The organism is Leuconostoc sp. C5, from assembly GCF_056530425.1.
Map to the genome: position 1 here is coordinate 1,619,805 of NZ_CP134351.1, position 24,441 is coordinate 1,644,245.

Genomic DNA, 24,441 nt, shown 5'->3' on the forward strand with positions numbered 1-24,441 from the left:
GAATTAATCCTCCAAAATATAATTTTTTTCAAAATAAAAGACCTTAGTGACTTGATTAGTCTTCGGGTCATTGGTATGTGATTTAGATTGGGTTGTTTGCCAATCGTTTTTTTCTAATAGCCTTGCCAATGATATTTCTGTGTCAAGAATTGGCTTGGTGAAGTTAATTCCGTAAAATATCTGTACTTCAACACCATAATTCATGTTTCTAAAACGGTTGTTGGCTCTCTTATCCAAGTCGTTAACCGTTTCGGTCACAAGAACTACTGTTGAGGTGACATTCTCGAGATATTCTTCATCGATACTTGTTACAAAAACAACATCAGCAAAACTCATTGCTTCTATGAGTTCTTGAACTTCAAAAATGGGTAGTATCATCAATTACCACCTTTCAAAAGTCGTTGATATTCAGCATATTGAGCCGCTAACACAGCTTGTCGAGAACTACGCCTAGCGTCTTCAACAAAGTGATCACCTGGAATAAATTTTGTGCCATCGTTCAATAATCTTGCGATACGACCGTGGTTTATACCTTTTTTGGTGAAACCAACTAACGAGGTACCGTCACGAATGTAATCAATGTTTGTTCCGGAAACTTCAATTGAATCAGCTAAGTGAGTTACTTGACTAGTGTCCTTATGATTTTCATCATAATGTTTGGCCTTAGTAATATCATGGAGCCTTGTTTTGTAGACTTCCGCTCCAACTAACGTAATTTTTTGTCTCTGCTTAACGTTAGGAACTAGTTTATTCACATTACGTAGCCATTGATCTAAAGCATCATCAAGTTCCATCAAATGCCCCCAGTGGTTCTTTAGTAATGGTGATGTAGTCAAACGAAACCGGTGTATTACTTTCATCAGATGAAATATATTTGATGTCGTGAACCTTACCCGTTTTTACAAAGCGAACTTTTAAATTCTCTGTAAGGCTCTCGTTGTGCCGTACAGCAATTATTTTAGTTTCCTGTATACTTGTTCCAAAAATAGAATCAGATTGCGTAATCGAGCGACTACGGGGTGCATATCGCATTTGGCTAGTAGAAGAAACGAAACTAGGTACTTTTTGTCCTGTGTTTTTGTTTAAAACAGATTTAACAGTTCCGAACTCAACCTTTCCAATAAAGTTGCTTGGTTTTAATTTTCCACTAACCATTTGTCTGACCCACCTTCCATCTGATTTTGTTCAGCATGTACTGATAAGACTTAGGATAAGCAATTTGCTGACCAGATAAAGCACCACGATTGTAGTAATTGAAATCAACCAATGTCCTAACTGCTTGATTAAATATTGGTATCTTTCGATATATTTCAATATCGATAGTGCTGTCAATTGAACCACGAGCGTCTTCTTCGGCATAATCAATCAATTCCTGTAAAACACCATCATCACCATCAATTGCTAAATAGTCTTGCATATCACCAACCGTGACACCTGTTGATGTTGAAGGCGCACGAGGTGAATTTGTTTCATCTGCCATGAATTACTCCTTATTCGCCACTGACAGATACAGGAGTAGCTGTGTTAGTAATAAAGTAACCGGCTTTGTCATCAGCTTGCTTAACTCCAAATCGGAAAGCAGCACCTAGGTAACGGCCATAAATTTTGCTGTCTTCCCAAGCCAAAGTAATTTCTTGACGGTTAGGGAATAGAACACCACGCTTTGTGTCACCGATAAATGCTTTTTGGTCACCAGCGTTACCAAATAGTTCATCACCAATCACATAAACCGGTACTCCCAGCAACGTCTTTCCGGATGCTTGTGCTAATGATGCAGTTGATTCTTGAAGTAAGTAACGTCCGTTCTTATCTTTCAATGTGTCAACGGCATTGTAGAATGATTGGCTAGCAATAATAACACGTGCATAAGCTGGATCTAAATCAACATTCAAAATGTGCTTTACTTGGTCAGCTAATGTATCACTCGTAGTTGACTTAGCAGTAAATGCTTGCAAAACTGGTGCAATCAAGGCGTTATAAGTGTTAACCTTCTTTTCACCGATTGATTGACCAACCAATGCTGTCAAATCGACTTGTGTGTCAGCAATTGATTCTTCTGAAAGAGGAATTGCACCACGATAAGTATCGACAGACCAGTCTACTTCCTTGAAAGTAGGTTCAGCTAAAGCAGGGTTTTCTGCTAATTCCTTAACAGAATTGAAACGATCGGTTGCACGTTGCAAAATAGGATACTTACCACTTGGAGTAGTAACTGGTGTCTTGTTAACCAAAGTTGATAAGTCAACAACTGAGTTAACTTCAGCAGATGGATCATAAATAATTTCTTCTGGAATCAATACACCAACTTCTGACGAAGTAACTTGTGAAGCAACTGCATCTGAAATCTTTGCACCGCGAGAATGAATGAAATCATTAATGCCTTGCTTTTTTGCAGCAAGTTCAGCGGCCTTATTGTCCAAAATATTAGTCTTTTTACCAGGCTTTTTAGGCTCTGGTTCGACGTCTTCAAAGCTCTTGAGTTGAGAGTTCAAAATATCACGGCGTGTCTTAGCGTCCGTCAAGTCATCTTGAGCCTTCTTAATATCTTCTACTGAAGCAGAATCATCTTGAACCATGTTGTTCAATTTAGCATTCAAATCAGATGCCTTGGTGCTAGCGTCACGGAATGCCGCTTGTAGTTGTTCTTTAGTCATATTTTTCTCCTATTTACGTAAAATAGCCAACTTAGCTTGCACGAGCTTGTCGTGTTCACTTGGTTGACTATCAGTTGCGTTAGTTTTCAATTTTTGATTTTCACCAACCAAATCTTTGATACGATTGATAATTTTGCGAGGTAGTACATTATTAACAGAATTAGTGACTGGCTCTTTTTCAAAAGTCATTACTTCATCAACTAATCCAAGTTCTAATGCATCGTCAGCATTAATCCACGTCTCTTTATCCATCAAGGCAAGGAACTCATCGACTGGACGCCCTGTTTTTACAGAATACGCCTTAGCTATGGCCTTGTCGGTGGATTTTAGCGCGTTAGATGTTTTATCCAAGTCATTGTGGTTACCACCTGCATAAGTTGACGCATTATGTATCATTAGTTGAGCAACTGGCGAAATTTGAACAGTATCACCAGCCATTGCAATAATCGATGCAGCACTATAAGCTGAACTTTCAATTTGCGTAATAACTTTACCAGGGTAATTTCGTAACGCTGTGTAAATTTCATTCGCAGCATCAACTTCTCCGCCTCCTGAATTAATTCCAATTTCTAAATCAGAACCATCAGTAGGTAAGTTGCCTAAAATATCAGTTGGTGAGGTAACAGTCATGCCTAACCAATCACGATATATTTCTGCATCATCATCATTAGTGATCATGCCTTTAATATCTAACTTCATTCACTTTCTCCTTTCCCCTGCGTCGATGGAACATAGACAGGTAAATTATTAGGCAACACACCATATTGCTTCAGCATGAATTCAGCCTGCGCTTGACCCAAAGTGCCAACTTTAACCATGTCGTTGATTTGGCTAACACGGGTAGCGTCGTCAACATATTGCATATCAAGTGTTAAATCTTCTGCATTCATTTTCAAAGCAATTTCATCAATTTCTGGGGCTACATAACTAATTAAGTTCTCGTAGTACAAGTTCTTGATTTGTGTGCTGTTGCTGTGCTGACTTTCTGTACTATTACCACCCCCTAACATGTCTACAGGTACACCAAACGCCTTACTAATCTGATTAGCAGAATACTCTGCGTTATTGTTTAACGCTTTGAATACATCAGCTTTCATCTCAAATTGACTGAACGTAGAATTGGAATCCAAAACCATCAGTCGGCCATTATTTGAGCCGTTATTAGCTTTTTCAAATGCATCACGTGCTGCATCAGCATCACCCTGTTCCAGCAGTGCGTTACTAATCTGTAAAACAGAAGTTGGCGTGATACGATTTTTAATCAAGTTCAAGCTTTGGTCTGTACTTGCTGTTGAAACGGTCAGCTCTTTAGTCAAACTTTCTAACGGTGACATCCCCACAAGATATTGATAGGTTGCGTCAGGCATTAACCTAAAGTGAAGTATCTTGTCTTGTGTTAATTTGCGTTGAGGGTGGTTGTTGTATTCAGCCAACGTATAAACTGCACCTTGATTCGCATTGTCAATATCAATACTAATAATCGAAGATGGCGGTATTTGTTCTAAATAATCCAAATCCAACGGTACATAAGCGTTACCACTCAATAACAATTGAATAATGACACCCTGCCAAAATGAAAAACGACCAATCAGCTTTGAAGGCTGATTAAGTCGCTCACTAACATACGTGTTTTCAGTTTTAAACTTAGCACTAGCAATATCGCTTGCTATTCGATTAACTACACTGAATATGTCACTGTTTTTTAGTGCGTTTGCGCCACTTATATATCCAACAGGAAGACCCGCTATTTGTGAAATAACTGGATCATATCCATGCGTACTAGGATAAGTTGTGTCAATGATTTTATGTTGTCGATTTCTCGAAGTCATTAAACCCATTCATTTATTCCCTCCTTTCCATATTGAGAATTATCGCCATGGCTACAAACAGCAGTCCTGAAACGGTAAAACCAATAATTACATTAAAATAAAAAGCACCGATATCAATCAATGCTATTCCTATAATAAACAGAATTGCCGCTAGCCAGTTATCAAAAAAATTAGATATACTTTTTATAATTTTTACTATCATCCAAACATCCTCTTAAAGTAATCTTTCTTCTCATCACGGCTCAAATCATTAAACGGATTATAATCATCCCCTTTAAAATCTTCAAAATAGAACTGTGCTCCAGTATGTGCGTTAACCAATGCATCTGATGTATCGATGTGATCACTTGTTCTATTCAAACGGTCAATCTTAACAGCTCCACCTCTGTCTTCAATCAACACAGCATTTGTAAATCCATCAATCAAAAGTGGGTCATTCAAAATAGCAGCATTGCCGTTAATAAATTGCGCTTGCAAATCTTTAGTTGGATTAGACAGCACCTGTGAAGTTGGTCGAACGGTAGATACAGGCCATTCATCGTGGTAGTTTTCGATACGTTTTAACAGCCAATCAGATAAGTTGGGGTCAAGCGCTATCATCTTTACTTTCAAGTCGTTGTCAGCAACGAACTTTTCTAACCGATGATAAACTTGGTCTTTATCGATAGTTCCTTCTGGACTTCTAGTTATTTCACACAGCCCTTGTTTTTCAAGCTCGCGATAATTTAAACCATCTTGTTTTTCCTTAGCTTCAATCGTTTTAGCTTGTGCAAAAGGAATAAAACTGAATTGTTTACAAAAATATTTATAACTTTTCACTTCACGATAAGGGAATATAAAACCTAATGAGGTATTATCGTTACTTTGACTACCATCAAAGCCGATATAAACATCACGACCATAAATATCAAAGTCATCAATGATATTTTTCTGAATGTTTTCAAGAGACAAATAACTATTTTGGAACTTACGACTCCAGATGTTCAATGATTTATTAACAAACGTGGCAAGTTCACCACTTCTATCAGCATCATCTCTATCCTTAATCAAACTATTGATTTCAGACTTATATTTGCCCTCGTCCATCTCGTTTAAGTTAGGGTTTGATTTGCTCCAAGTACTTTCTTCAAACACTTCATTTTCACTATCTTGAGCATAAATAATTTGAAACGTATTGTCTGCTTCACGTGAATCATCTTGTTCAATAATCTTGCGCATCAAATCTTGGTCTTTTTTGAATTTAACCTTTGCATTAGGGTAGGCAGTTGATATCTTGACAAACATACGATTTTTTATACCGTTTTGACCAGATGTTATTTGTCGCAATGTTTCGTTTTTATCAGGTTTAAGATTACCAATTTCATCATAAACAGCAATAACGTTGTGAAATGAATCAAATCCGCCACCTTCTGATGTTCCTTTACGAATGGTGTTCTTGCTGATACGCCCTATTACTTGTTGTGTTTGTGCATCAACATCATTTTCTTTAGCCCAAGCAGAAAACTCTGGCATTTTTAATAGCTTCTTGGCCTGAATAGAAACATCGTTAAATAACTTAGTGGCGTGTTCACTATCATAACTAGCAACCAGAAAATCTTGTGACGTTGCTTCCGCAGCGACCATAAAGTAATAAAAGTTAACCAACATGGATGCAATAAACGTTTTGCCCTGTCTACGAGCAACGCTTATGTTAGATGTGGTAAATCTTGTACCATTTTCTTCCGTACGCCAACCCAATAAACTGTCTAATATAAACGACTGCCAATTATACGGCTTCAAAGTGACCTTAAAATTATCAGGGTTAGGTAGTATCCTTGTAAAATTCTCAATCATAGTTACATATGCGGTGTCATAGTGATATGGAAAATCGTTGTCACGTTGTCTACCCAAGTCTTGCATATGCCTAAAACAAGCTAGTTGCGCATCTCGACCAGCTATATACTTATCAGTGAACAAAACATCAAAAGCATATTGAGTAGCTGGATCATTATATTTATCTAAATAACGTTTATATCGTCTTTTTTCTGATTTAACAGCACCTTTAACGTCTGTTACACCTACTAAATTAAATGTCTGCACCGAACTTCACCAACCTTAAATTATCTTGCTTGTTTTCCTTAACACCAATGTCACTTGGAACCAGTTGACCAGACCTTGCATCAAATGATAATCCTAAGTCAACAGCTAATGATTTTAAAGTCTTGATACTATCATTCATTATTGAATATGCAGGATTCTTCTTACTGAAATCTGTTATTTTATTGCCTTCATCATCAAAATTATAGGCAAATATACCGTTTTCTGATACTTCTTTTTCTGCAATTATATACGTGCTGTATGATGAACAAAAAGCTTCAAGATTAACTGTATCAATTTGTTTTATGGTACCCAGTTTCCGTAACTCAGGAACTATTTTTTTCCAAATTGTTATACCACTTCCTTTTAAATGATAAGGAGGGGTGTCTTGTAGTTCGTTAAGTTCATTTTGTTTCTCCTGAAACTCTAAATTACGTTCTCGTTGGTCTGCTCTGACTGTTTCGTCAGTGCCAGTAGTCCTTTTACGTCCAGAATTGCGTTTATTTACCAAACAAACACCCCCTTTCGTCAAAAGTTTGTGGTATACTAAATGCATATTAATAACACGTTAAACGTTGATATAACAACGTTTTAAATTCTAAAATAGCCCATTCAAAAATTTTTGATTTCTGCATTTGCAAAAAACGAGGACGCCACCTTGTGACGCTCCCTCCGTTTGCCCCCACCCGGGGGTATTTTTTATTTGTACCCGAATAATAATCAAATATACTGCTAAGTTAATATGTAAAAGCCGTACGATTATATTGTTAAGCTACTAATTAAAGAGAAGAATCAAATCTTTTGCTCGTCAAGTGATAAACCGGAAGACGACTGATGGAATTATCTCCAAACGGAATTATTTTCGTTCTCTTTTTCTTATTCTTATTCAACAATTTCAATCTAATCAATTCATTTGTTAGTTGATCAGCTTTGTTGTTCGTTCTGTTCTTCATATCTATTCCTTTCGTTGATGAACAATAGCTTGAATGATTAACAACCAATAACTAATGATGATAAGTAAGTTCATTATCAAATGTTACACAACATCAATCATCTTTCCTTTCGTCATGACGTTTGATTGAATCCAATATCCATTGTCTTACCTCATCCTTACCCCATGACTTGCTAGTGTCTATGTTCTCTAGGAATAAGCCGTCAGTATAGACATCTTCCTCAAGCATACCCTTGTACCAGTGACACCTCTTGCATATCACCCATAGATTATCTTTATCCAGCTGCCTGCGCTTATCTATCTTTCTGGGGATGATATGATCTACAACTAAATAACCTTTGGTTGTGCTTGTACGTCCACAACACTCACACGTGAACATTACTTGTTGCTTTAGTCCTGCTGATAGATGCTTCCACGTCTTGTTGTGGTAGAACTCATTAGCTTCCTTGTCACGCTTGTTAGCGTTGTACTCACGTTGCTGTCGCTTACGTTCATAAGATGACTTAGGTTTGAACTCTGGCTTAGGTCGATACATAGCCTTGTGTATCTCACAGTATGGATTGTCTTGTGCATAAGGTATGGTGTTATGACAGTCAGGTTTACGGCATATCTTTACTCTAGCCATGCTCACTCCTTAAATTTATGTATACAAAAAGCCCAACTCAATTTAATGAGTTGAGCTTATATTACTTGAACAAACTCCAAACGCTTTTCGTTGTCTTGTGATAAACGCTATTCTTTACTGACTTGCTTGGATTGGTTATGAAGCCAGTTCCTTTCTTGCCATACGCAGGATTAATGGCTGACTTAACTGCTCGCTTAGCACGTCCGGTTGTTCTAGCACTGATAGACTTTTTGATTGATGGTGTTCTCATTCCAAACTTCATATACTCATACCTCGCTTTATAACTACATTATAGTTCTTCTTGAAAACAGTTGCATAACGTCCTCCTCATTCACTGCAAAATAAAAAGCGCTCATGCGCTTATTGATTAACTTATTTAGATATAACTTTGTCAACTGCTTTTGCAATAATTCTATTTTGATCAGTTATAGTTTCATTTAATTTTTTAAGTCGATACTCTTCTGTGTAGTGCCCATCACTATAAGTCGTTGGATAATTTTTCTCATCAATTGAATAGCTATCTATATACATTTTTTTACTAAAATGCTTTGTTCCAAAATTCGCTTCGTACGTTATTGTAAATTTTCTATCCGTTACGTATTTTATAGTTGCATCTTCACCAACTGCTATCAGGGATATTATCTCTTGATTAGGCGCTAATGGAAAATTTTTGAATTTAGTAAATCCATTTGGATCTAATGTCTGACGACCTGTTTCAGATTCAAACAATGGTGTTATTTCAATATTTTTTATCCATCCTATACTACTACCATAATTTTTAATTTTTAGCTCGGTATTAAAAAATCCGTTTTCATGATGCTTGTGTAAGGAAATGAATATTATGGGTCTATTTTTTTCTCGTTCATCAACAAATTTCGCATATAAATTTATAATAAAGCTTATTGTAGCAATGATTACTGGTACCCCTATTGACAAAAGCACTAACCAGTTATCGATTGTAAATTTATTAAATATATCAAACATATCAATCCTCCAATAGCAGTAATTATACTACTAGAGAGACGAGGGTTGGATTAGAAATTATCGAATCGTTTAGAAATTTTATCAAATTCCTTGTCGAAATCTTTTTCAAACTTCTTGCGCCGATCATTCATTTTCATCATATATCTAATTACAAAGATAATTAAGAACACAAGTGCAAACAGCCAAAGCAACCCAAAAACAATCGCAATAATCAATAATGTGTTAATCATAATTTTTCTCCTAAACGCGCCACTCGGCAACTAACTCAACCACTTCATGTGGCTCTTGTAGTCAATCTGTCTGTTCTCCATCACTTCCGACCTAACCTGAATACGCGAGCGCTCATGTCGTGCAATGCTCTCTGTTTTCATCATGTCAGCGTGCTTACGATTAACATCAGTCGCCTGTTTGATATGTCTACGTCTCTTGCGTAGTTTTTTCTCTGCTTCATTCATGTTTAACTCCAAACAAAAAGCCCAACCTATTCACGTGGTTGAGCTTTTAAAATATTCAATTTATTTCTGGGCAGCTTTATGCAGAAATGCATAATACTCATACAGAGCTAACGCTACGAACATAACTAAAGCAATGTAAATCGCCCCAGATACTGCTGTGACAGCTACTACGGTCAATCCAATCGCTGAAGTTGTGAAAATCAACGAAAACTTTTGAAGTTTAGTCAACTTGTCAGTATCTCCTTGAAATGACACTGAGGTCATAATAACACCAACTAATATCATTAATCCAAAGAAAATATGTAATGCAATCATAATTATCTCTCCTTTATGTACGATGCCTTACCCCAACAATAATCATAGAAGAACACATCACGAATATTGCTTCCAATATAAGGCACCTCATTAATAATAGCATCTTCTGAAAGCGATTACTACTAAATTTTGCCAATTAAAAAGCATCCGTTAAGATGCTTTCTTGGTGACCCATATCACTTTATGATATTATCAATACTTTTTTCAGGAGAGTATAGAATGCTTGGGTTACCACACGTTAAATGCTAGCACACAAAGTTACCTTTGTCACTAACATATTTTATGTACGGTGCCTCACTTCTTGCGATGAGAAAGAAGTTAAATACGGTAATAGGAGTATTTATGTGAGACACCTTACAAACTATGTTGACACTATACGTTACTAATTTCTAGGTCATTTTCAGTCTGATTTATTAGTTATCTTTCGAGTTTTTGCCACTATTTTTATTTTTACCAACTGTATACCCAATTTGAAAAGTGGATATCACCAAAGCAATTATAGATAAAACCATTGGCCCATATATATAAATTTCACTCATTTTTGTTCCTCCAAAATTTTGGAATTTTTCTTATAGTCTTGATCATACAACGATTTATTATTTTCGAGCACCTTTAAATCACTTTTAATTACATTCAATGAACTGCCGACACCTTGGTAGAAATTTTGTCTTGCTCCCAAATCTACGTGAAGCTTGTCTGTGTCTTTTGGAGTTTCCGTTTGGTTAACCCTCAACGCATTCACATATGATGTCGCCTTGTAAATCACAGCGTTAAGATTTTGACGATAAACTTGATAATTCATAGCTTGATTTTTAGACAAACTTGTTGGATTTATGGCTTCAATAGTTTCAAAGTTTTGTTGAAGACTATCAAGTTGAAATCTAAATTGACCATAATCAAGTGTTTCATCTCCGCCATTGTCAATTTTATAAATCATCAGATCCAAATCATATTCAGCTAATTTTGCTGAATTAATCAGAATTTTGTTTGTATTGTCGCTGTACCTTTTACTTTGATTCCATTGATATATACCACTAAAAGCAGATATAACAACAGCAATTATTGTCAAAAACCAAGTTACAACTTGCGACAAAGTAATTTCTTTCTTGCTCATAAATCATCTCTCCTTTTACAAGAAAGATGATACCACATCATTGACTTCTTAATTATTAACAATACCATTATTGCACTGTTTTTAAGTCAAGAACTGTCTAGAAACTCGCATGTTTTTGCCGCTCTGAGTTATCCACTGGCTGATAAGCAAATACCGACTTTCGATATATCTGCTTAATATTCTGCAAATCTCTGTGGCACTGGCTCTCTGATTTAGAAAGTATTCTAGCTACCTGATTCCAACTACGCTTGCGTCTACGATCATATCGCAAGGATAGCATGGCTCTCTCTTCCTCCGTTAGTATCTTCAAAAAGTTAGACATGCACCACTTGTCACGAATAAAGGACTGTAACGCATAATCACTTTCTTCAATGATTAGCTGATTATCCAGAACTCGGTTTTCTTTGTTTTGAGCAGTACCACCGCCTATATTTTCATCTACTGTTTCAGGTGTCTGTAATTCGATTTTACGTAGCTTAATCTGCATGTCGATTACACCTGAATAATAGTCACTTAGGTATCTGTCTATTCTATCTGCCACGCTTTGCTCCTTTTAATGATATAATTACCAAAAAATAAAAGGTCAATTTAATATATATGACACAACTTATACTTTACATTTTGATATATTCAATGATTTTTTTCTTATCAATTACTTTAATAATTGGATTTCTTATCCATAGTCACGGTACCAAAATTATTTCGGTATTTGGTATTTTCATACAAGTATTAATACTAGCCTATCTACACTTATAAAGCATTTCAATGACTGTGAATTTCTTGTGCCATTCGTTCATTAATCACCCTTCCTCATAAATACATAAAACATAGCTGCATCAAGACCAAAAATAATTACGTATGTCAACGCTAATTCAAAATTGATAACCATGAACAATCCAGCGATAACGCTAATTAACATTAGCAAGACACATATTGTTAGTCCTGTGATTTGTAGTTTTCTCATAAAATTACCTTACCTTTATTAATTTCATAACCCATTTCTTTGGCATAACCATATATCGATGATTCATTGCAGCCAGCTTGTTTAGCGATTTCATGAACGTCCGTAACGCCAGCTTTCGTCAACTGTTTAAACTTCGCTACTCGTTTTTGCTTGGCTTCTGACGGGGTTTCTTCTGGCGCTTTCACGATCCCTTTTTCAATTAACTTTCTGCGCTTGGCATATATTTGAACAGTGGTTTTACCAATCGCGTTCGAAATTCCCCTGAATTCTTTACCTTCATCAAGCATAGAAATTAATGTTTCCGTTTGTTTATTGCTCCAGTGACTTGAATTTTCACCGCCTAGTTCTATTTTTAATTTTGACTGCATCCACTCGACAGCCATGTCAAACCCGAATTTTCTTTCCTTGTCACAAAATTCAGCTGCATAGTTCGTCATTATTATTTCTCCAGTTCGTATATCTCCAATCGTGGGTTATCTTTGTCGATATAAAAATCATGATCATATCCTTTGATGTGTTTGATATTGTCGTTCCCTAAAAACTTTACCCCTCGAACGTTTGCCTTTTGCATACCATCAAATATGAATTTTTTTATGAAATCCCAATTATCAGGGTCAATTCGTCCGTCTGCTAAGTACCAGTCAAATTTCAATTTACAAGGCCAATTAAATATAATACCATCAACCATAGCTTGTTCAACTATTCTTTTAGCATATAAAGTTCCCTTCTTTTTCAATCCCGAACCTGCATATCTATTTGTTCTTTCTGCATTTATATACTTATTTAAAGTTTTATCTCGATACTGCTCGATATTGAAGACGATTTTATTTTCCATTTTGTCTACGCTTTAATTTTTCAAGAATTTCTAATGCATATCGTCCATCAACCACACCTCGTGGTTTGCCATCTGGAGTTAAAAACGCTTGCCTTGCTTCTTCAAATGGACTTAGCCTTTTACTTGTTGCCATCTCTATACCTCTCATTCGCTCTCACGTCCACAGAAACAGTCATATTTGACGTTTTAAATGTGGTTTGGTGTATTTATACCTAAACAGCGTTTGACGTCTATTTCTTATTGCTGCGCTGTTTGAATTAAGATAATCTAGCTTCTTGCAGTCTATCGGCTAGTTTCTTTTTTTCTTCTTCACTTAATTTTCTGCGTTTTTTAACCATAAACGAGCTTGAGTAGTCATCGCTAACCCAACCAGATAGTCTATCTTCTGTTTGTTCTTCAATTTCGCCCATCTGCTCTGCGTATTTTCTGATATGTGGTGGGTAGGTAGTATCAATGTGCCAATTACCTACTTCAACGTCGAAAATAACTATCGTCTCTTGTTCATTTCTTGCTAATGCCATGTTTAATCTCCTGTTTTTAATCTGTGAGTTTGTGCTATTTCATCATTTATCACAATTCCGTTTAAGTGAAACTTACTCATGAACTTATTTTCATCAGTGTGAAACATTTGGTGGTGGGTTCTGCAAAGTTGAACAGCCCTCCGCCCTAAATGGTTTACATCACGTCTATCGCCGCCCATTCCAACACGTGAGCCATCTAAATGGTGCAGGTCACTCGGTCTCTTGCCACATATCACGCAACACTTGTTCATCAGACACTGATATTCCCAGTGCGCTATTTCCTGTGGCTCCAGTTCATTCAACGGCTTCACACTCAAGCTGATGTTATGCAAAACTGCATAATCTAATAACATGTTGATAAATTCGTTCGTATCCGACTTGTTGCCCTTGACTGCACTCAGGCTAAATTCGCCAAAGTCTAAACCGTGGTAATACTCGTACGCGCCGTAAAAGTGCCTTCTCGTGCTTTCTGCGGTCTCTAACCATACTCCACCTACTTGTGACAACCAAATGTCATTGAGTAACGCAAACGCAAATCTACGCTGTTTTGGCGTTGGTTCATTATCATCACTAGCTACCACCGATAGAACTTGTTGCTGATTAGTTGCGTGATACTTCTGCAAAGTGCGCAAATCTTCATCGCTCATTTGCAATGTGACTAACCCTTTGTTTGGATCTAGCTTATTCACTTGTCCAAATAATTCAGTCACTAAGCACTCCTACACTATTTCTATGCCCCAATGCCAAGGTTCACTGTCAACGCACATGCGCTTTGCTAATGCATACTCCACATCATCAAACTTCGTGAACACTCTTGGGTCTCGCATAATTACTCTGTCGTTTTCTGTACAAATCATTTGATAACTCATTCTCTGACATCGTCCAATCCGTCAAACACAACCGTGTTCTCTGCTTTTTTTGTAATCAGTCGGCTAACAATCTTCTTGTTGTACATGCGTTCCAGATCGCCCCTATCGTTATTTGTAGTCACGATAGTGCTGTAACGCTTGTTGCCGTCTTTATCTCTCACTTGCCTTGCTTCAGCAACTCGAAACCAGAACTGCTGTAATCTTTCAGTGGCACTGCCTTCGTTTTTCATACCACCAGCTTCAGAACCAAAGTCATCAAGTATCAACACATCAACTTCACGCATTGATCGCTCAATGTTCTTTATCTTGATAGCTGCCTCATTGTCATTGAAGTCATACATAATCAATTCTCGTAAGTCCATAACGCTGACAAACATGCTCAACTTATCCGAGTGCTGTTTCAGTGCATCAATGATTGCTAACACCATGGCTGTTTTACCAGTACCAGCTTCACCGTAGAACAGAACGTTGAAATTACTATCAAACATTCTCTTAGTGATATCTGCGGACTTCTTCCAAATATCATGTGCTAACTTTTGATTTGGTTGCACTTTTGGGTTCCACTTCTGAAATGTGAACGTCTGCTCACCGCTAGTTCCCCACACGCTATCTCGCTTGTAGATACGTGCCCTGTTATTAAACAGTGCTTGACGAACTCGTTCCTGGTCTTCACGTTCTACTTTTTCACGCCATGCTTGCAATTCTTCATCGCTAACCTTGTTCTTGGCAAAGCGTTCATCGTTTTCCAACATCTCCTTGAGGCTATTCATCTTGTTCCATAGCCTCCGTTCCTCATTGCTGGTTTGCCAGTTACCTGGTTTTCATTCAAGTAACTTTCAAACTTAGTTCCAAACAATGTTTCAGGTCTTAGATATTGTTTCATTTTTTGATCTGTTAACCATTGCTTGCTTTTAACATCAATCACGGTTCTAAAATCATCTAAACTAAATCCTTCGTTAAATCTTGCTTTGATTAACTTTTTAGTTTTAGTTCCACTACTTCGATATTTACTTCCAGTCTTTTCGTTCAAATAATTAACAACTTCTTTGTAAGGGAGTTGGTCGGGTTCTTTGGAACCGGACAATATATCTTTTCTATCCTTACCTAACCTAACCTTACCTAACCTTACCTGCGTCAACGTTTCGTCTACGTCTCGTGGACGTTCTGTATACGTGACTAAATCTTGGCGTTCATATTGACCTGATTTGTTAATCTGAAGTTGCTCTAATTCGTTGGGATACATGGTTTTGTTGTAGGTATCCTTACGAATATAATTGTGAACACGCCAATCTTTTATCACTACTACTCCGTTTTCAAAAGGGAGTAAAAACTGTTTTGCGATTAACAACTTTCTATCGTCATCGCTAGACCCAATCATTCTTTGAATTGTTTTGGTATTATCTATAAATCCGTCATCATCTGCATGCATGTTTAAGTGAAAATATAGCGCCTGTGTTGACAACGGCATATCAAGAAAAGTATCTGTGTCGGTAACTTTTTTACTAAACATTCTTCTTTGTGCCATGTTTCTCCTTTGGGCTTCACACCCTTTCGTGTGGTTACGCCACATCGCCATCATACGAATGAACATCAACGAATCGAGCGACTTAAACTCTTTTCACTGGCTAATCAGTTTAGTGACGATGATCGGGTCATAACGACCTTAATTTAATTGTTTGGCGATTTCAGAAAGCATCTGTTTGAAGTCTTTACCGGTGTATATACCGTCATCTTGAATATCGTCCCAAACTTTCGAGAACTCATATTTAATCGCTTTTTTTACTTCCTGAACTTCTGTCAACTTGGGCGGTTCAGACTCCAATGCTTTAGCCTGAACAAATTCTAAATTCAGCAACTTCGTTAGTGCTCCGGTTGGTTTACCAGTGGCGGTGAAATTGCTAATCTTTAACCAATCTGCCTTAATAGTTAGTGGTGTTTTAAGTTGATACGATTCATTACGTTCATCAATTTCTTTTTGCAACACTGGTTGTAATTGCTTTAGACGGCCAACATTCCACGTATTTTGTTCTTCCGTGATATCCTCAATGATTGAATCAGCGGTATCTTTAATGGCGAATAAACCGCCATTGCGCTCAGTTAATTCTTGTTCATATTCCTTAACATTTTGCTTCACTGATTTCTTGATTAAGTCAGATACTTGCTTCATGTCTTTCTTCAAAGCAGCCATACTTTGAGCATCTACCTTGCTACTAATCGTGGTCACTTCAACACCGTTCAACGTTGCTCGCAAATCGTTCCAGTTTTGTGCCACACCGTTTTCAAAACTAATCAACGGCATTACTGTTTTTGGCTCATTCATTTCACGTCCTCCGAAGTATCATTCTTTTCAGCAAAAGGATTAGGCGCATCACCTGTATCAACTCCAGAAAACGGATTATCGCTTTTTTCTTCTGGTTGATTATCAATAATTTCTGGTTCAACGTTTTGATCGTCAGTAGTGATTTCTTCTGTTTCCGGAGTAACATCACGTGCTTCACGTTCGTTCTTATCGTCTTCTGCAATAGCTTGCGCAACCTTAGTTGTCTTAGGAGCAAACTTAAGCAAGTCTTTCATCACGGTTTTAATCGCCATTGCATCAAAATCTGTGTACCATGGTGTCTGTGGTGTTTTACCGTATTTGTCTTTATGGTCTGGCCCCTTATAGGTTTGACTATACTTCAAAGCGTGGTTAATCACTCGTTGGATTGGCCAATACTTGACAATGCGTTCACCATCTAAGTAATAAAATGCCAAGTATCCAGCTACTGGACTTTCACCATCTACATATGGATCGTAGTTTTCATTTTCCATTGTGAATTCATCAAATACATAGTTGTAATGTGGCTTGTTCGCTTCATAAACAACGCTTCCACCCAAACGACCAACACGACCGGTATTCTGTACAAGTTTGATAATTCCTCGATAGCCTAGTTGGAACTGAGCTTTAACATCCTTGGTTACCCACTTACCATCTACCTTTGCTCGCTTTCCATATGGAATGACGTAGGCTTCACCAAGGTCTGGTAAGACGGACAAATCAAGAATGGCGGCTCGCATTGCAGCGTTTGTTAGATCATTCATATTTGTTTTTGCTAAGTCTGGGTTCAATGCCACTACTGTTGACAATCCACTTAAGAAACCAGCCGCATTGTCTTTCAATATTTCCTCAAAATGCTTTTGCATCTTGTCACTGTTAATAATTTTTTGAACTTGTGCTACTTCATTTGCCATAGTTACTTCCACTCCAATTCTTTAATTGCTTCTTCACCATACGTGCTATAAGGCGTTAATATTCCTTTGTACACACCGTTTAGGCAGTTCTTTTCCAAACACGTACCAAGTGCTTCACCGGCACAAACAACTTCTTTCGTTCCGACTTTGACCACATAAACGAAGTAGCATTCTTTTTGCAATTCTTCATAAGTCATCCACATAAAGTCAGCTTCATCTGTATTATTTAATGCATAAACATACAAACATTTCTCGTGAAACGGAACGGCTTCTTTTCCCTCAAAATAATCATGCTCAAAATCATTTCGTGGTTGATATGGTTCGGGTAATGTCACTACCATTTGCATTTACCTCGTTTCTTGCTATAATCGAGATATAAATTTCATTCCAATAATTTATATCTAGCGCTTTAACTGCTCCAACAGTTAGGCGCTTTTCTTTTGCCTATAAACATCACTTGCTCTTTTCAGTGGTTTATCTTCACTAAGGTTGTTAACAATTCGTGTCGCCTGTGCGTAGGTGTATCCGTCCTCAATTAACGACTGACGGAGTATTTCTGCTTCGGCTATATCGAATTTATGTTCGTCATATATGAAGTAGCTCACTCCTACTGCTATGACGATGATTCCAAATACTATGCTCATGTTTACACCTCCTTTATAATGTTTTATTGTTTGTGTGGTGCTATCATTTAATTACTAGTTAAATTGCTCAACTCCAATGAAAGAAAGATAAATATGAAAATTCAGATGATTACCATTCTTGTAGCCTTCTTTACACCTTTTTTAGCTGCTGCCTGTGCTTATTACTTTTCTGTATCCAAGAAACATCAACTTGAAAACCAAGAGGAAGCCTATAAAAATTACTATGCTCCGTTAATGGGCTTACTCACTCATTACCAACTTTCTGCTATTTCCTACGGCATAGCTGTTGGTGCTTCTAAACAAGGAAGTTTTCAATTCAAAGGACGAGTAAAAGTTGATAACAGACTACGTGATTTGGTTAGAAATAATATTGCATATGTCCCCAAAACAATCGGATCTAAATTGCACCAATTTTTAATGTCAAGCGATGATTTCTTTTATCAAGAAGGTGAAGATTATAAAGACTATGAGCACTACGCCATGCTCGCCTCTGAATCTTTCGATTTAATTATCATAGAATCATTAAAAGAAGCATCAGTATTATCAAGGAAGCTAGGATACCCAGACGTAGCGGAAGAACTGTTGAGTGAGTTCCTGAAGTCTTTTGTGGCAAAACCAACAAATCGTCATTTGGTACACGGCTAGGACTAACTAACGTTATCCAAGCGCCATTAGTGAATTTGTACAAGTGATAACTTTCCGGTATCCATAAATCGCCTTCTTGTGGACTGTCGGGGTTAACCCAAGAACAAAATATTTTGTTGCTTGTTCCAGTTTTATGATCAGCTTCCATTACCTCTCCTATGCTGCTTGCAAAAACTTATTAATAAAGTATTGCTGTCCCTTACCAGTTGCCTTTGGTGTCTTAGTTGTTACGTTTACCCCATTTGAGTTAATGTGGTTATGTTCCTTGATTTCAAACAATCCCATTTCCATACTCTTTTGAGTTGGCATGTTGTAGTCTGTTCCCTTACGGCGTATTAGATAGCCATTTTCACGCAACCATGTAAACAATCGATTAGCGCCTGTATCAATGCCGTTCTGTTTCAACAACTTAGCTAGTTCGCCAACCAAGATACTTGTTTGACTTGCGCTCACTGCATCAGCGAACAATGCTTTGGGTTTCATTTCAGCAATCAAGTTATCCTTATGATCTAATTTCATCTGTGCAATAGTTAATGCGCGCGCCATAATCTGGTCTGGGCTGTTCCATGCTTTTTCAACTTGAATGAAGTACATACGAACTTGCTTGCCTTTTTCAGTTCCAGACATCAGCGCAATTTGCTTAGCAGCATCGACCGTTAATGAATAATCTTGCAATTGACGTAATTGTGTACCACCATTGTTTTGGACCTCCGTACCTGAAAGTACGCTGGTAAAATCTTCATTTTCAATTAGTTGCTTGGCGTTTGTTTCAAACCATGCACTGAAGCGTTTCTTAACTTCCAATGCCTGATACAATTCACGGGCACTTACTTGCGCTTCGCCTTGATTGTTGTGATTAATCTTGATAATTTCTTCCATGTTGTTTACCTCCCGTAAAACTTTGTGTGTGAATCTATCCATTCCTGAACTGCCTTTTTCGGATAACCATCTTTCATATTTGGTTGTTCGATATAAGGAAATCCATCTGAATAGATATATTTATTAACGTTGTTTATGCTAACTCCTAGAAACTGAGCCAACTCTGTTTTATCCATGATTTCTGGTAATTGACTCTTGTGGAAAAACTTTATGATTTCATCTAGTTTTGTAAGTAGCTGCGTTACCATCCGATCACTTCCTTTCTAATGTTTGTTTTGTGCTATCCTTTAGTTAATGACATGAAAGGAGAAACACAATGATAAAATTTGGAGATTGGTTAGCTGAATTTAAAGATGTTGATAGACCAATAGGTGATTTAGCAAATGACATGATCAGCGAAAATGCTATTGATACTTTCAACAAAGTTACATCTGTTGATGAATTGCCTTCTAACTTAACTGGAGAAGTCTTAACTGTTGCAATTCAGGCTTTTGAATATTATCTTATTGATACTTCGGTACAATAATTACTGTGTAATCATCTGGCGGTTCAAGTTCGTGTTTAGCGTATTTGAGACGTATTTCTACGTTCCCAATATCTCTGCTATCAATTACCTGGGCTGTTTTTGTTTTGCCTGCGTTATACGCCATGCTTCCGCTTCCTTTCTAAATATCTTTCAGCCCAAGAATTTTCGCTGCACGTTTTTGAATTTCAATATCCTTTGGTGTTGAATTTCCCGCCAACGCTCTACTAACTTGTGCTGGCGATACACCAAGCAATTCTGCTAATTCGACTTGCTTCATTCCTCTTTCCAATAAAGATACTTTGAATTTTATTTTCACTTTGGATGAAGCACTTTCTAGTTCTGTCATTTGTAACCTCCTGTGTAATTTATTCATCAAGTTATTGACAATTATTTACACAATGTGTAAAATAAGTGCATACGAAATAAGCCACAAATTGTGTACCACCTAGTAATCAGACCGCCAAGTTAGATTTACAAGTGTTCGTTTTTTGTTGCTCAATTACTTGATGAACTTATTATTACACACAGTGTTATTTAATGCAATACTTTTGTGTGTTTTTGTGTAATTTTATTTTCGTCATTATCAAAGGATGCTGATATGACAACGTTTGAAAGAATAAAAAAAGTTTCAAAAACTAGAGGTATGAATCTGAAACAAGTAGCTATTGCTTCTGGGTTGAGTGAAAATGCAATATACAGATATAATCAAGGTGTTGAACCAAGTGGCCCCGCTATTAAAGCAATAGCTGACACCCTTAGTGTTTCAACAGAGTATTTGTTGGGGATTGACGAAGATACAAGCTCAAGCCAAAAGAAAAAAGTAGATATTTTAGACGATGAGACAATACTAGCTTTTGACGGTATGGAAATTGAAGAATCTGAAAAAGAAAAGCTGCGTGATTATGCTCGCTATATAATTTCCTTACGTGAAAAGGAGAATAAATGAACAAAATATTTCGCTATGATTACGTTTATCCAGACATAGTAAATGCGCTTGAATTAAAAGCTAAAAATAGCGGTACTGTTTTGATATTAGCCGATGATTTATTAAGCCACGTCCCTGATACTGCTTTAATAAAAAACAAGGCAATCATAATGAATATGAATTTTCAAGTAAACGTTGACTATTGCTACCGTTTAGCTCATGAAATTAGTCATATATTATATGGTGATCACGATGCGCAAGCAGTTTACCAATTCAGTGAATACGGAAAACGTGGTGAAGAATTATTGGCGCACCGAAATGCAATTAAAATGTTAATGAAAATAAAAGTACCTAGTAATCCCATTAATTTTATGGACTACTATCGCATACCCTCATGGTTGGAAAAAGATGTAATAAAGACATTTAGAGAAGTCACAATAGTGGAATAACATTATGTGCTAAGCAACCACATTAAACCGCTCAAGAGAGAATGGGAATATGGAGAAAACAGAAGCGACAAATCATAAAAGAATATGGATTTTAGGTTCAGCTGCGACATTAGTTATTTTACTAATAATCGTTATTATCACAACATTAAATAAGGATAAGCCAAAAGTATCAACAGCCGAAGGCCAGACGATTTATAAAGTAAAAATAACTAGTACTACAGTAGATGAAATGTCAGACTGGAAGATAAGCGGAACAACAAGCGCACCGGACGGGGCAAAATTATTTGCTACTTATGGTGATTCAACAGATGATGAAGATTTTGGTGTAAATGCAGCAACCGCTACATCATTAACTTCTTGGGCTACTGTTAAAAATGGAAAATTTACCATGTATGTTGATCCTTTAACCCTGCATTACAAAAGCACATACGAAGCAGATTCCTCAATTAAATCTTATTTATTTGCTGTAACCGGATTAAAAGGCAAGCTTGAAAAATACGATACAGAATCAAAGATTAGTGACCACATGAAATCAAGTATTATAGATAACATAAAAATCACTAAGCTAACTTTAAACAGTTCACAGGCTGATTACTATAATAATTTAAAAGAATCTAGTTCGAGTTCAGAGGCATCGAGTGAAAGTGAATATTCCTCAACTAGTGATTCCTCATCAAGTTACTCAGAAAACAATGATGTTACTAGTTATCAAACCGGAATTACTTATGATCAAATAGCAAGAACGCCAAACGATTACAAAGGCAAAAAAATGCAATTTACTGGAAAAGTAATTCAAGTAGTTGAAAATGACAGTGAAACAGATATTAGATTAGCGGTTGACGGTAATTATGATAATATCATCATGGTTGGATTCGATCCTGATGTTCTTAATGGTTCTCGAGTGCTTGAAGATGATTTGATCACGGTTTCGGGAGAAAGCGTTGGTACACTATCTTATAAGTCGACTATGGGTGGAAAAATAACAGTACCGGCTATTTACGCCAAAATAATTGACGATCAAGGAAAAGCTAGTGATGACTATGGCGAGTAATAAATGCCCTTGTGGGCGTACATAATAGACAATGAAGTCTCTAAAATAATGCAAAATAAAAAAGCACACCCCAACCTGCAAAAGTTCACTGGGTGTGCTAAAAGTATACTACAAACGCACGGGGCGTTCTATTAGATTATAACAGATATAAGCCTTCTTTTTAAGGGAGATTTTTGTATGGCTTCAATATATAAAAGAGGTAAAACATTTACCGTTAGTGTATCCGTCCCTTATCAAGGCGGATATAAAAAGAAAACTAAATCAGGTTTCAAAACAAAAACCGAAGCAAATCAATGGGCTATAAAAACGGAAGGATCTAAGATTGATGGTGACATTGATTTTAAACCGTCACAACTCCTTTCTTCCTATATAAGTGACTGGATTGATACATATAAAACAGACGTGTCACGTTCAACTCATGTTGGTTATGAAATGACTTTGAAAGCTGTTAGCGAATACTTTGAAAATACATCATTAGATCAAGTAACCCGTCATGATGCCCAAAAATTTTTAAACGAATATGGGCTCTCTCATTCTCTTGCTACTAGCCAAAAAGTCAAAGGACATTTAAGTGGCATATTAAAGGATGCCGTAGCTGATGGAATAATAAGGGTCAATCCTTTTGAAAGAGCAAAACCGCATGGTACTAATGCCAAAGATAGCTCACTAAAGTTCTTAGAATACACTGACTTTAAACGTTTTATAGAATATCTAAAAGAAAACCATGAGCCAACTCATGATATTATGTTAGTAGCTTCTTTATCAGGTGCTCGATTGGGAGAGGTATTAGCCCTTACCCCTAATGACATCGGTAATGGAATAATCAATATCAGCAAATCTTATGAAGAACGTTTGAATATTGTAAAAGAGCCTAAAACTCCTAGTTCAATCAGAACTGTAGATGTTCCAGAATGGCTAACAGATTATTTACTTACATTATCCAAAGACAACGATGAAAGATTATTGAATCGTCAGCAATCTAGCGTTAATCGTGAACTGCAGAGAATATTAACACGATTAGACATCCCCAAAAGAATAACTTTTCATGGACTAAGACATAGTCATGCTTCTATGTTAATTTCTCAAGGCGTTGCTGTAGAATATATAAGTGAAAGATTGGGTCACAAAGATATTTCTATCACTCAAAAAACGTATTTACACCTCTTACAAGTGAAGCGAAATAAGGAAATTTCACACACCATCACGCTTCTTAATTCACTATAATTTTCGATATTTACTACAGTTTTACTACAAGGGTATCTAAAAACCTTATGTACCAGCACCCCTAAATCTTATTCAAAGAAACAGCTCGAAAACCAATGATTATGCCAATGCTAATTTTGGTTTAAATAAAAAACATCTAGAAAATAATCTAGGTGTTTTTTTATTTCACAAAATTATTACTAATTCACATTACTTTGATTCAAAGTCCAACGTGATTCCGGTGTCGTTGGTAAAATCATTAAAATAAAGAACCAAATATTTCCGATAATCGGAATCAAATCAATAAATATCCAACCAGCACTTCGATTTGTATCGTGCAGACGGCGTGCTTTCAAAGTAAAAGTAGCAATCCACACAATTATCATGACGATTCTTGTTGTCAAATTAGTAGACAAGTCACCAACAGTGTAGATATCTTCAATTGAATGACCTTGCATATTTTCCAAGATGCTAACTAATATTCCACCCAAAAAATAATTGACAATTAACGGTACCCAGTACTGTGTCCTTGTTGCCGTTGCATGCCAAGAAAACATTTTTGTCCAAAATTCACGATAAGCATTAATCATATGATTTCCCCCTTTTCTCTCATCATCAATCAATGATAACACTCTTTTTGGAAAAAAGTTAATTTAGAGAATCAAGCTAGAATATGTTGACAATATAAAAAGCAG

General features: G+C 36.7%; 41 protein-coding genes. 6 read left to right on the top strand and 35 right to left on the bottom strand.

Features of this window, described 5'->3' with window-relative positions:
• Positions 1-3: 3 nt before the first annotated feature.
• From RHP56_RS08185 to RHP56_RS08330, 30 genes are all read right to left on the bottom strand, one after another.
• Positions 4-378 carry a DUF806 family protein gene (locus RHP56_RS08185; RefSeq protein ID WP_010292990.1) on the bottom strand — a complete coding sequence of 125 codons (375 nt, stop codon included), beginning with the start codon at positions 376-378 and terminating at the stop codon, positions 4-6.
• Positions 378-794: an HK97 gp10 family phage protein gene (locus RHP56_RS08190; protein ID WP_096639484.1), complete on the bottom strand. Its 417-nt coding sequence runs from the start codon at positions 792-794 to the stop codon at positions 378-380. Before RHP56_RS08190 ends, RHP56_RS08185 begins: the two co-directional genes overlap by 1 nt.
• Complete coding sequence (locus RHP56_RS08195; protein ID WP_096639485.1) at positions 784-1,155, bottom strand: phage head closure protein; 372 nt, start codon at positions 1,153-1,155, stop codon at positions 784-786. Before RHP56_RS08195 ends, RHP56_RS08190 begins: the two co-directional genes overlap by 11 nt.
• Entirely contained in the window at positions 1,148-1,480 is a 333-nt protein-coding gene (locus RHP56_RS08200) for a head-tail connector protein (RefSeq protein WP_462794687.1), read from the bottom strand. The genes RHP56_RS08195 and RHP56_RS08200 overlap by 8 nt, the downstream gene beginning before the upstream one ends.
• 10 nt (positions 1,481-1,490) lie before the next feature.
• A complete protein-coding gene (locus RHP56_RS08205; protein ID WP_096639487.1) occupies positions 1,491-2,654 on the bottom strand; it encodes a phage major capsid protein in 1,164 nt (387 codons plus the stop codon).
• Between the two features lie 9 nt (positions 2,655-2,663).
• Positions 2,664-3,353 carry a head maturation protease, ClpP-related gene (locus RHP56_RS08210; protein ID WP_011680285.1) on the bottom strand — a complete coding sequence of 230 codons (690 nt, stop codon included), beginning with the start codon at positions 3,351-3,353 and terminating at the stop codon, positions 2,664-2,666.
• Positions 3,350-4,492, bottom strand: a complete 1,143-nt coding sequence (locus tag RHP56_RS08215) for a phage portal protein (protein ID WP_096639489.1) — start codon at positions 4,490-4,492, stop codon at positions 3,350-3,352. The genes RHP56_RS08210 and RHP56_RS08215 overlap by 4 nt, the downstream gene beginning before the upstream one ends.
• A gap of 4 nt (positions 4,493-4,496) precedes the next feature.
• Positions 4,497-4,685, bottom strand: coding sequence for a hypothetical protein (locus tag RHP56_RS08220; protein WP_096639490.1), 189 nt, complete (start codon positions 4,683-4,685; stop codon positions 4,497-4,499).
• Positions 4,682-6,562 (bottom strand): terminase large subunit, encoded by a 1,881-nt coding sequence (locus RHP56_RS08225; protein WP_179876256.1) that lies wholly within the window; start codon positions 6,560-6,562, stop codon positions 4,682-4,684. The genes RHP56_RS08220 and RHP56_RS08225 overlap by 4 nt, the downstream gene beginning before the upstream one ends.
• Entirely contained in the window at positions 6,549-7,070 is a 522-nt protein-coding gene (locus RHP56_RS08230) for a phage terminase small subunit P27 family (protein ID WP_096639491.1), read from the bottom strand. Before RHP56_RS08230 ends, RHP56_RS08225 begins: the two co-directional genes overlap by 14 nt.
• 535 nt (positions 7,071-7,605) lie before the next feature.
• Complete coding sequence (locus RHP56_RS08235; RefSeq protein WP_105296190.1) at positions 7,606-8,136, bottom strand: HNH endonuclease; 531 nt, start codon at positions 8,134-8,136, stop codon at positions 7,606-7,608.
• 61 nt (positions 8,137-8,197) lie between these two features.
• The gene (locus RHP56_RS08240; protein ID WP_105296191.1) at positions 8,198-8,398 is read right to left on the bottom strand and encodes a hypothetical protein; all 201 of its coding nucleotides are present in this window, start codon (positions 8,396-8,398) and stop codon (positions 8,198-8,200) included.
• A 110-nt stretch (positions 8,399-8,508) separates the two neighbouring features.
• Entirely contained in the window at positions 8,509-9,120 is a 612-nt protein-coding gene (locus tag RHP56_RS08245; RefSeq protein ID WP_105296192.1) for a hypothetical protein, read from the bottom strand.
• A gap of 50 nt (positions 9,121-9,170) precedes the next feature.
• Positions 9,171-9,350 (bottom strand): hypothetical protein, encoded by a 180-nt coding sequence (locus RHP56_RS08250; RefSeq protein ID WP_105296193.1) that lies wholly within the window; start codon positions 9,348-9,350, stop codon positions 9,171-9,173.
• Between the two features lie 285 nt (positions 9,351-9,635).
• The gene (locus tag RHP56_RS08255) at positions 9,636-9,890 is read right to left on the bottom strand and encodes a hypothetical protein (RefSeq protein WP_011680294.1); all 255 of its coding nucleotides are present in this window, start codon (positions 9,888-9,890) and stop codon (positions 9,636-9,638) included.
• A gap of 413 nt (positions 9,891-10,303) precedes the next feature.
• A complete protein-coding gene (locus RHP56_RS08260; protein WP_010292084.1) occupies positions 10,304-10,429 on the bottom strand; it encodes a hypothetical protein in 126 nt (41 codons plus the stop codon).
• A complete protein-coding gene (locus RHP56_RS08265) occupies positions 10,426-11,004 on the bottom strand; it encodes a hypothetical protein (protein WP_010292081.1) in 579 nt (192 codons plus the stop codon). The genes RHP56_RS08260 and RHP56_RS08265 overlap by 4 nt, the downstream gene beginning before the upstream one ends.
• A 97-nt stretch (positions 11,005-11,101) precedes the next feature.
• Positions 11,102-11,545, bottom strand: coding sequence for a DUF722 domain-containing protein (locus tag RHP56_RS08270; protein ID WP_462794688.1), 444 nt, complete (start codon positions 11,543-11,545; stop codon positions 11,102-11,104).
• A 255-nt stretch (positions 11,546-11,800) separates the two neighbouring features.
• Positions 11,801-11,968 carry a hypothetical protein gene (locus tag RHP56_RS08275; RefSeq protein WP_165379444.1) on the bottom strand — a complete coding sequence of 56 codons (168 nt, stop codon included), beginning with the start codon at positions 11,966-11,968 and terminating at the stop codon, positions 11,801-11,803.
• Positions 11,965-12,405: a hypothetical protein gene (locus RHP56_RS08280; protein ID WP_281446813.1), complete on the bottom strand. Its 441-nt coding sequence runs from the start codon at positions 12,403-12,405 to the stop codon at positions 11,965-11,967. Before RHP56_RS08280 ends, RHP56_RS08275 begins: the two co-directional genes overlap by 4 nt.
• A gap of 2 nt (positions 12,406-12,407) precedes the next feature.
• Positions 12,408-12,803, bottom strand: coding sequence for a hypothetical protein (locus RHP56_RS08285; protein ID WP_258984183.1), 396 nt, complete (start codon positions 12,801-12,803; stop codon positions 12,408-12,410).
• Positions 12,793-12,936, bottom strand: coding sequence for a hypothetical protein (locus RHP56_RS08290; protein ID WP_181065408.1), 144 nt, complete (start codon positions 12,934-12,936; stop codon positions 12,793-12,795). Before RHP56_RS08290 ends, RHP56_RS08285 begins: the two co-directional genes overlap by 11 nt.
• A 124-nt stretch (positions 12,937-13,060) precedes the next feature.
• Positions 13,061-13,324, bottom strand: a complete 264-nt coding sequence (locus tag RHP56_RS08295; RefSeq protein ID WP_105296197.1) for a hypothetical protein — start codon at positions 13,322-13,324, stop codon at positions 13,061-13,063.
• 2 nt (positions 13,325-13,326) lie between these two features.
• Entirely contained in the window at positions 13,327-14,034 is a 708-nt protein-coding gene (locus RHP56_RS08300; RefSeq protein WP_258984190.1) for a putative HNHc nuclease, read from the bottom strand.
• 155 nt (positions 14,035-14,189) lie between these two features.
• On the bottom strand, positions 14,190-14,963 hold the full coding sequence (locus RHP56_RS08305; RefSeq protein WP_223346828.1) for a DnaA ATPase domain-containing protein: 774 nt from the start codon (positions 14,961-14,963) through the stop codon (positions 14,190-14,192).
• On the bottom strand, positions 14,960-15,718 hold the full coding sequence (locus RHP56_RS08310; protein ID WP_273709210.1) for a conserved phage C-terminal domain-containing protein: 759 nt from the start codon (positions 15,716-15,718) through the stop codon (positions 14,960-14,962). Before RHP56_RS08310 ends, RHP56_RS08305 begins: the two co-directional genes overlap by 4 nt.
• A gap of 138 nt (positions 15,719-15,856) precedes the next feature.
• Positions 15,857-16,513 carry a hypothetical protein gene (locus RHP56_RS08315; RefSeq protein ID WP_153245442.1) on the bottom strand — a complete coding sequence of 219 codons (657 nt, stop codon included), beginning with the start codon at positions 16,511-16,513 and terminating at the stop codon, positions 15,857-15,859.
• Positions 16,510-17,424: a recombinase RecT gene (locus RHP56_RS08320; RefSeq protein WP_153245443.1), complete on the bottom strand. Its 915-nt coding sequence runs from the start codon at positions 17,422-17,424 to the stop codon at positions 16,510-16,512. Before RHP56_RS08320 ends, RHP56_RS08315 begins: the two co-directional genes overlap by 4 nt.
• A gap of 2 nt (positions 17,425-17,426) precedes the next feature.
• Positions 17,427-17,765 carry a hypothetical protein gene (locus tag RHP56_RS08325; protein ID WP_228117375.1) on the bottom strand — a complete coding sequence of 113 codons (339 nt, stop codon included), beginning with the start codon at positions 17,763-17,765 and terminating at the stop codon, positions 17,427-17,429.
• 84 nt (positions 17,766-17,849) lie between these two features.
• Positions 17,850-18,068 carry a hypothetical protein gene (locus RHP56_RS08330; RefSeq protein ID WP_072614121.1) on the bottom strand — a complete coding sequence of 73 codons (219 nt, stop codon included), beginning with the start codon at positions 18,066-18,068 and terminating at the stop codon, positions 17,850-17,852.
• A gap of 93 nt (positions 18,069-18,161) precedes the next feature.
• Between RHP56_RS08330 and RHP56_RS08335 the strand changes: the two genes are divergently transcribed.
• Entirely contained in the window at positions 18,162-18,713 is a 552-nt protein-coding gene (locus tag RHP56_RS08335) for a hypothetical protein (RefSeq protein ID WP_072614122.1), read from the top strand.
• 156 nt (positions 18,714-18,869) lie between these two features.
• On the opposite strand, the gene RHP56_RS08340 is transcribed toward RHP56_RS08335, so the two are convergent.
• Together RHP56_RS08340 and RHP56_RS08345 are read right to left on the bottom strand one after the other, a co-directional pair.
• Complete coding sequence (locus RHP56_RS08340) at positions 18,870-19,592, bottom strand: phage antirepressor KilAC domain-containing protein (RefSeq protein WP_462794689.1); 723 nt, start codon at positions 19,590-19,592, stop codon at positions 18,870-18,872.
• Positions 19,593-19,597: 5 nt separating this feature from the next.
• Positions 19,598-19,840 carry a MerR family transcriptional regulator gene (locus tag RHP56_RS08345; protein ID WP_136903796.1) on the bottom strand — a complete coding sequence of 81 codons (243 nt, stop codon included), beginning with the start codon at positions 19,838-19,840 and terminating at the stop codon, positions 19,598-19,600.
• A 68-nt stretch (positions 19,841-19,908) separates the two neighbouring features.
• Here RHP56_RS08345 and RHP56_RS08350 point away from each other — a divergent pair, with 68 nt between their 5' ends.
• On the top strand, positions 19,909-20,118 hold the full coding sequence (locus tag RHP56_RS08350) for a hypothetical protein (protein ID WP_010284703.1): 210 nt from the start codon (positions 19,909-19,911) through the stop codon (positions 20,116-20,118).
• Here the strand turns inward: RHP56_RS08350 and RHP56_RS08355 are convergent.
• Positions 20,096-20,242, bottom strand: coding sequence for a hypothetical protein (locus RHP56_RS08355; RefSeq protein WP_153245445.1), 147 nt, complete (start codon positions 20,240-20,242; stop codon positions 20,096-20,098). The two genes, RHP56_RS08350 and RHP56_RS08355, sit on opposite strands and share 23 nt — an antisense overlap.
• 15 nt (positions 20,243-20,257) lie before the next feature.
• Positions 20,258-20,464, bottom strand: coding sequence for a helix-turn-helix domain-containing protein (locus RHP56_RS08360; protein ID WP_096639508.1), 207 nt, complete (start codon positions 20,462-20,464; stop codon positions 20,258-20,260).
• A gap of 252 nt (positions 20,465-20,716) precedes the next feature.
• Here RHP56_RS08360 and RHP56_RS08365 point away from each other — a divergent pair, with 252 nt between their 5' ends.
• From RHP56_RS08365 to RHP56_RS08380, 4 genes are all read left to right on the top strand, one after another.
• On the top strand, positions 20,717-21,064 hold the full coding sequence (locus tag RHP56_RS08365; RefSeq protein ID WP_128684406.1) for a helix-turn-helix domain-containing protein: 348 nt from the start codon (positions 20,717-20,719) through the stop codon (positions 21,062-21,064).
• Entirely contained in the window at positions 21,061-21,492 is a 432-nt protein-coding gene (locus RHP56_RS08370; protein ID WP_136903795.1) for a M48 family metalloprotease, read from the top strand. The genes RHP56_RS08365 and RHP56_RS08370 overlap by 4 nt, the downstream gene beginning before the upstream one ends.
• Positions 21,493-22,018: 526 nt before the next feature.
• Positions 22,019-22,543 carry a transcriptional regulator gene (locus RHP56_RS08375; protein ID WP_409339836.1) on the top strand — a complete coding sequence of 175 codons (525 nt, stop codon included), beginning with the start codon at positions 22,019-22,021 and terminating at the stop codon, positions 22,541-22,543.
• Positions 22,544-22,720: 177 nt separating this feature from the next.
• Positions 22,721-23,767: a site-specific integrase gene (locus tag RHP56_RS08380; protein WP_136903794.1), complete on the top strand. Its 1,047-nt coding sequence runs from the start codon at positions 22,721-22,723 to the stop codon at positions 23,765-23,767.
• 179 nt (positions 23,768-23,946) lie between these two features.
• On the opposite strand, the gene RHP56_RS08385 is transcribed toward RHP56_RS08380, so the two are convergent.
• On the bottom strand, positions 23,947-24,336 hold the full coding sequence (locus tag RHP56_RS08385; protein ID WP_010286910.1) for a DUF805 domain-containing protein: 390 nt from the start codon (positions 24,334-24,336) through the stop codon (positions 23,947-23,949).
• Positions 24,337-24,441: the final 105 nt, after the last annotated feature.

Bases quoted from the DNA above. Each gene is read 5' to 3' on its own strand.
- RHP56_RS08245 (WP_105296192.1), bottom strand. From the start codon at position 9,120: ATGTTTGATATATTTAATAAATTTACAATCGATAACTGGTTAGTGCTT.
- RHP56_RS08200 (WP_462794687.1), bottom strand. From the start codon at position 1,480: ATGGCAGATGAAACAAATTCACCTCGTGCGCCTTCAACATCAACAGGT.
- RHP56_RS08195 (WP_096639485.1), bottom strand. From the start codon at position 1,155: ATGGTTAGTGGAAAATTAAAACCAAGCAACTTTATTGGAAAGGTTGAG.
- RHP56_RS08295 (WP_105296197.1), bottom strand. From the start codon at position 13,324: ATGGCATTAGCAAGAAATGAACAAGAGACGATAGTTATTTTCGACGTT.
- RHP56_RS08370 (WP_136903795.1), top strand. From the start codon at position 21,061: ATGAACAAAATATTTCGCTATGATTACGTTTATCCAGACATAGTAAAT.
- RHP56_RS08330 (WP_072614121.1), bottom strand. From the start codon at position 18,068: ATGAGCATAGTATTTGGAATCATCGTCATAGCAGTAGGAGTGAGCTAC.
- RHP56_RS08305 (WP_223346828.1), bottom strand. From the start codon at position 14,963: ATGAATAGCCTCAAGGAGATGTTGGAAAACGATGAACGCTTTGCCAAG.
- RHP56_RS08385 (WP_010286910.1), bottom strand. From the start codon at position 24,336: ATGATTAATGCTTATCGTGAATTTTGGACAAAAATGTTTTCTTGGCAT.
- RHP56_RS08255 (WP_011680294.1), bottom strand. From the start codon at position 9,890: ATGATTGCATTACATATTTTCTTTGGATTAATGATATTAGTTGGTGTT.
- RHP56_RS08320 (WP_153245443.1), bottom strand. From the start codon at position 17,424: ATGGCAAATGAAGTAGCACAAGTTCAAAAAATTATTAACAGTGACAAG.
- RHP56_RS08335 (WP_072614122.1), top strand. From the start codon at position 18,162: ATGAAAATTCAGATGATTACCATTCTTGTAGCCTTCTTTACACCTTTT.
- RHP56_RS08235 (WP_105296190.1), bottom strand. From the start codon at position 8,136: ATGGCTAGAGTAAAGATATGCCGTAAACCTGACTGTCATAACACCATA.
- RHP56_RS08280 (WP_281446813.1), bottom strand. From the start codon at position 12,405: ATGACGAACTATGCAGCTGAATTTTGTGACAAGGAAAGAAAATTCGGG.
- RHP56_RS08240 (WP_105296191.1), bottom strand. From the start codon at position 8,398: ATGAAGTTTGGAATGAGAACACCATCAATCAAAAAGTCTATCAGTGCT.
- RHP56_RS08365 (WP_128684406.1), top strand. From the start codon at position 20,717: ATGACAACGTTTGAAAGAATAAAAAAAGTTTCAAAAACTAGAGGTATG.
- RHP56_RS08260 (WP_010292084.1), bottom strand. From the start codon at position 10,429: ATGAGTGAAATTTATATATATGGGCCAATGGTTTTATCTATAATTGCT.
- RHP56_RS08285 (WP_258984183.1), bottom strand. From the start codon at position 12,803: ATGGAAAATAAAATCGTCTTCAATATCGAGCAGTATCGAGATAAAACT.
- RHP56_RS08275 (WP_165379444.1), bottom strand. From the start codon at position 11,968: ATGAGAAAACTACAAATCACAGGACTAACAATATGTGTCTTGCTAATG.
- RHP56_RS08210 (WP_011680285.1), bottom strand. From the start codon at position 3,353: ATGAAGTTAGATATTAAAGGCATGATCACTAATGATGATGATGCAGAA.
- RHP56_RS08360 (WP_096639508.1), bottom strand. From the start codon at position 20,464: ATGACAGAACTAGAAAGTGCTTCATCCAAAGTGAAAATAAAATTCAAA.
- RHP56_RS08290 (WP_181065408.1), bottom strand. From the start codon at position 12,936: ATGGCAACAAGTAAAAGGCTAAGTCCATTTGAAGAAGCAAGGCAAGCG.
- RHP56_RS08205 (WP_096639487.1), bottom strand. From the start codon at position 2,654: ATGACTAAAGAACAACTACAAGCGGCATTCCGTGACGCTAGCACCAAG.
- RHP56_RS08325 (WP_228117375.1), bottom strand. From the start codon at position 17,765: ATGGTAGTGACATTACCCGAACCATATCAACCACGAAATGATTTTGAG.
- RHP56_RS08190 (WP_096639484.1), bottom strand. From the start codon at position 794: ATGGAACTTGATGATGCTTTAGATCAATGGCTACGTAATGTGAATAAA.
- RHP56_RS08375 (WP_409339836.1), top strand. From the start codon at position 22,019: ATGAAATCAAGTATTATAGATAACATAAAAATCACTAAGCTAACTTTA.
- RHP56_RS08250 (WP_105296193.1), bottom strand. From the start codon at position 9,350: ATGATTAACACATTATTGATTATTGCGATTGTTTTTGGGTTGCTTTGG.
- RHP56_RS08220 (WP_096639490.1), bottom strand. From the start codon at position 4,685: ATGATAGTAAAAATTATAAAAAGTATATCTAATTTTTTTGATAACTGG.
- RHP56_RS08350 (WP_010284703.1), top strand. From the start codon at position 19,909: ATGATAAAATTTGGAGATTGGTTAGCTGAATTTAAAGATGTTGATAGA.
- RHP56_RS08345 (WP_136903796.1), bottom strand. From the start codon at position 19,840: ATGGTAACGCAGCTACTTACAAAACTAGATGAAATCATAAAGTTTTTC.
- RHP56_RS08315 (WP_153245442.1), bottom strand. From the start codon at position 16,513: ATGAATGAGCCAAAAACAGTAATGCCGTTGATTAGTTTTGAAAACGGT.
- RHP56_RS08265 (WP_010292081.1), bottom strand. From the start codon at position 11,004: ATGAGCAAGAAAGAAATTACTTTGTCGCAAGTTGTAACTTGGTTTTTG.
- RHP56_RS08340 (WP_462794689.1), bottom strand. From the start codon at position 19,592: ATGGAAGAAATTATCAAGATTAATCACAACAATCAAGGCGAAGCGCAA.
- RHP56_RS08380 (WP_136903794.1), top strand. From the start codon at position 22,721: ATGGCTTCAATATATAAAAGAGGTAAAACATTTACCGTTAGTGTATCC.
- RHP56_RS08185 (WP_010292990.1), bottom strand. From the start codon at position 378: ATGATACTACCCATTTTTGAAGTTCAAGAACTCATAGAAGCAATGAGT.
- RHP56_RS08355 (WP_153245445.1), bottom strand. From the start codon at position 20,242: ATGGCGTATAACGCAGGCAAAACAAAAACAGCCCAGGTAATTGATAGC.
- RHP56_RS08310 (WP_273709210.1), bottom strand. From the start codon at position 15,718: ATGGCACAAAGAAGAATGTTTAGTAAAAAAGTTACCGACACAGATACT.
- RHP56_RS08215 (WP_096639489.1), bottom strand. From the start codon at position 4,492: ATGGGTTTAATGACTTCGAGAAATCGACAACATAAAATCATTGACACA.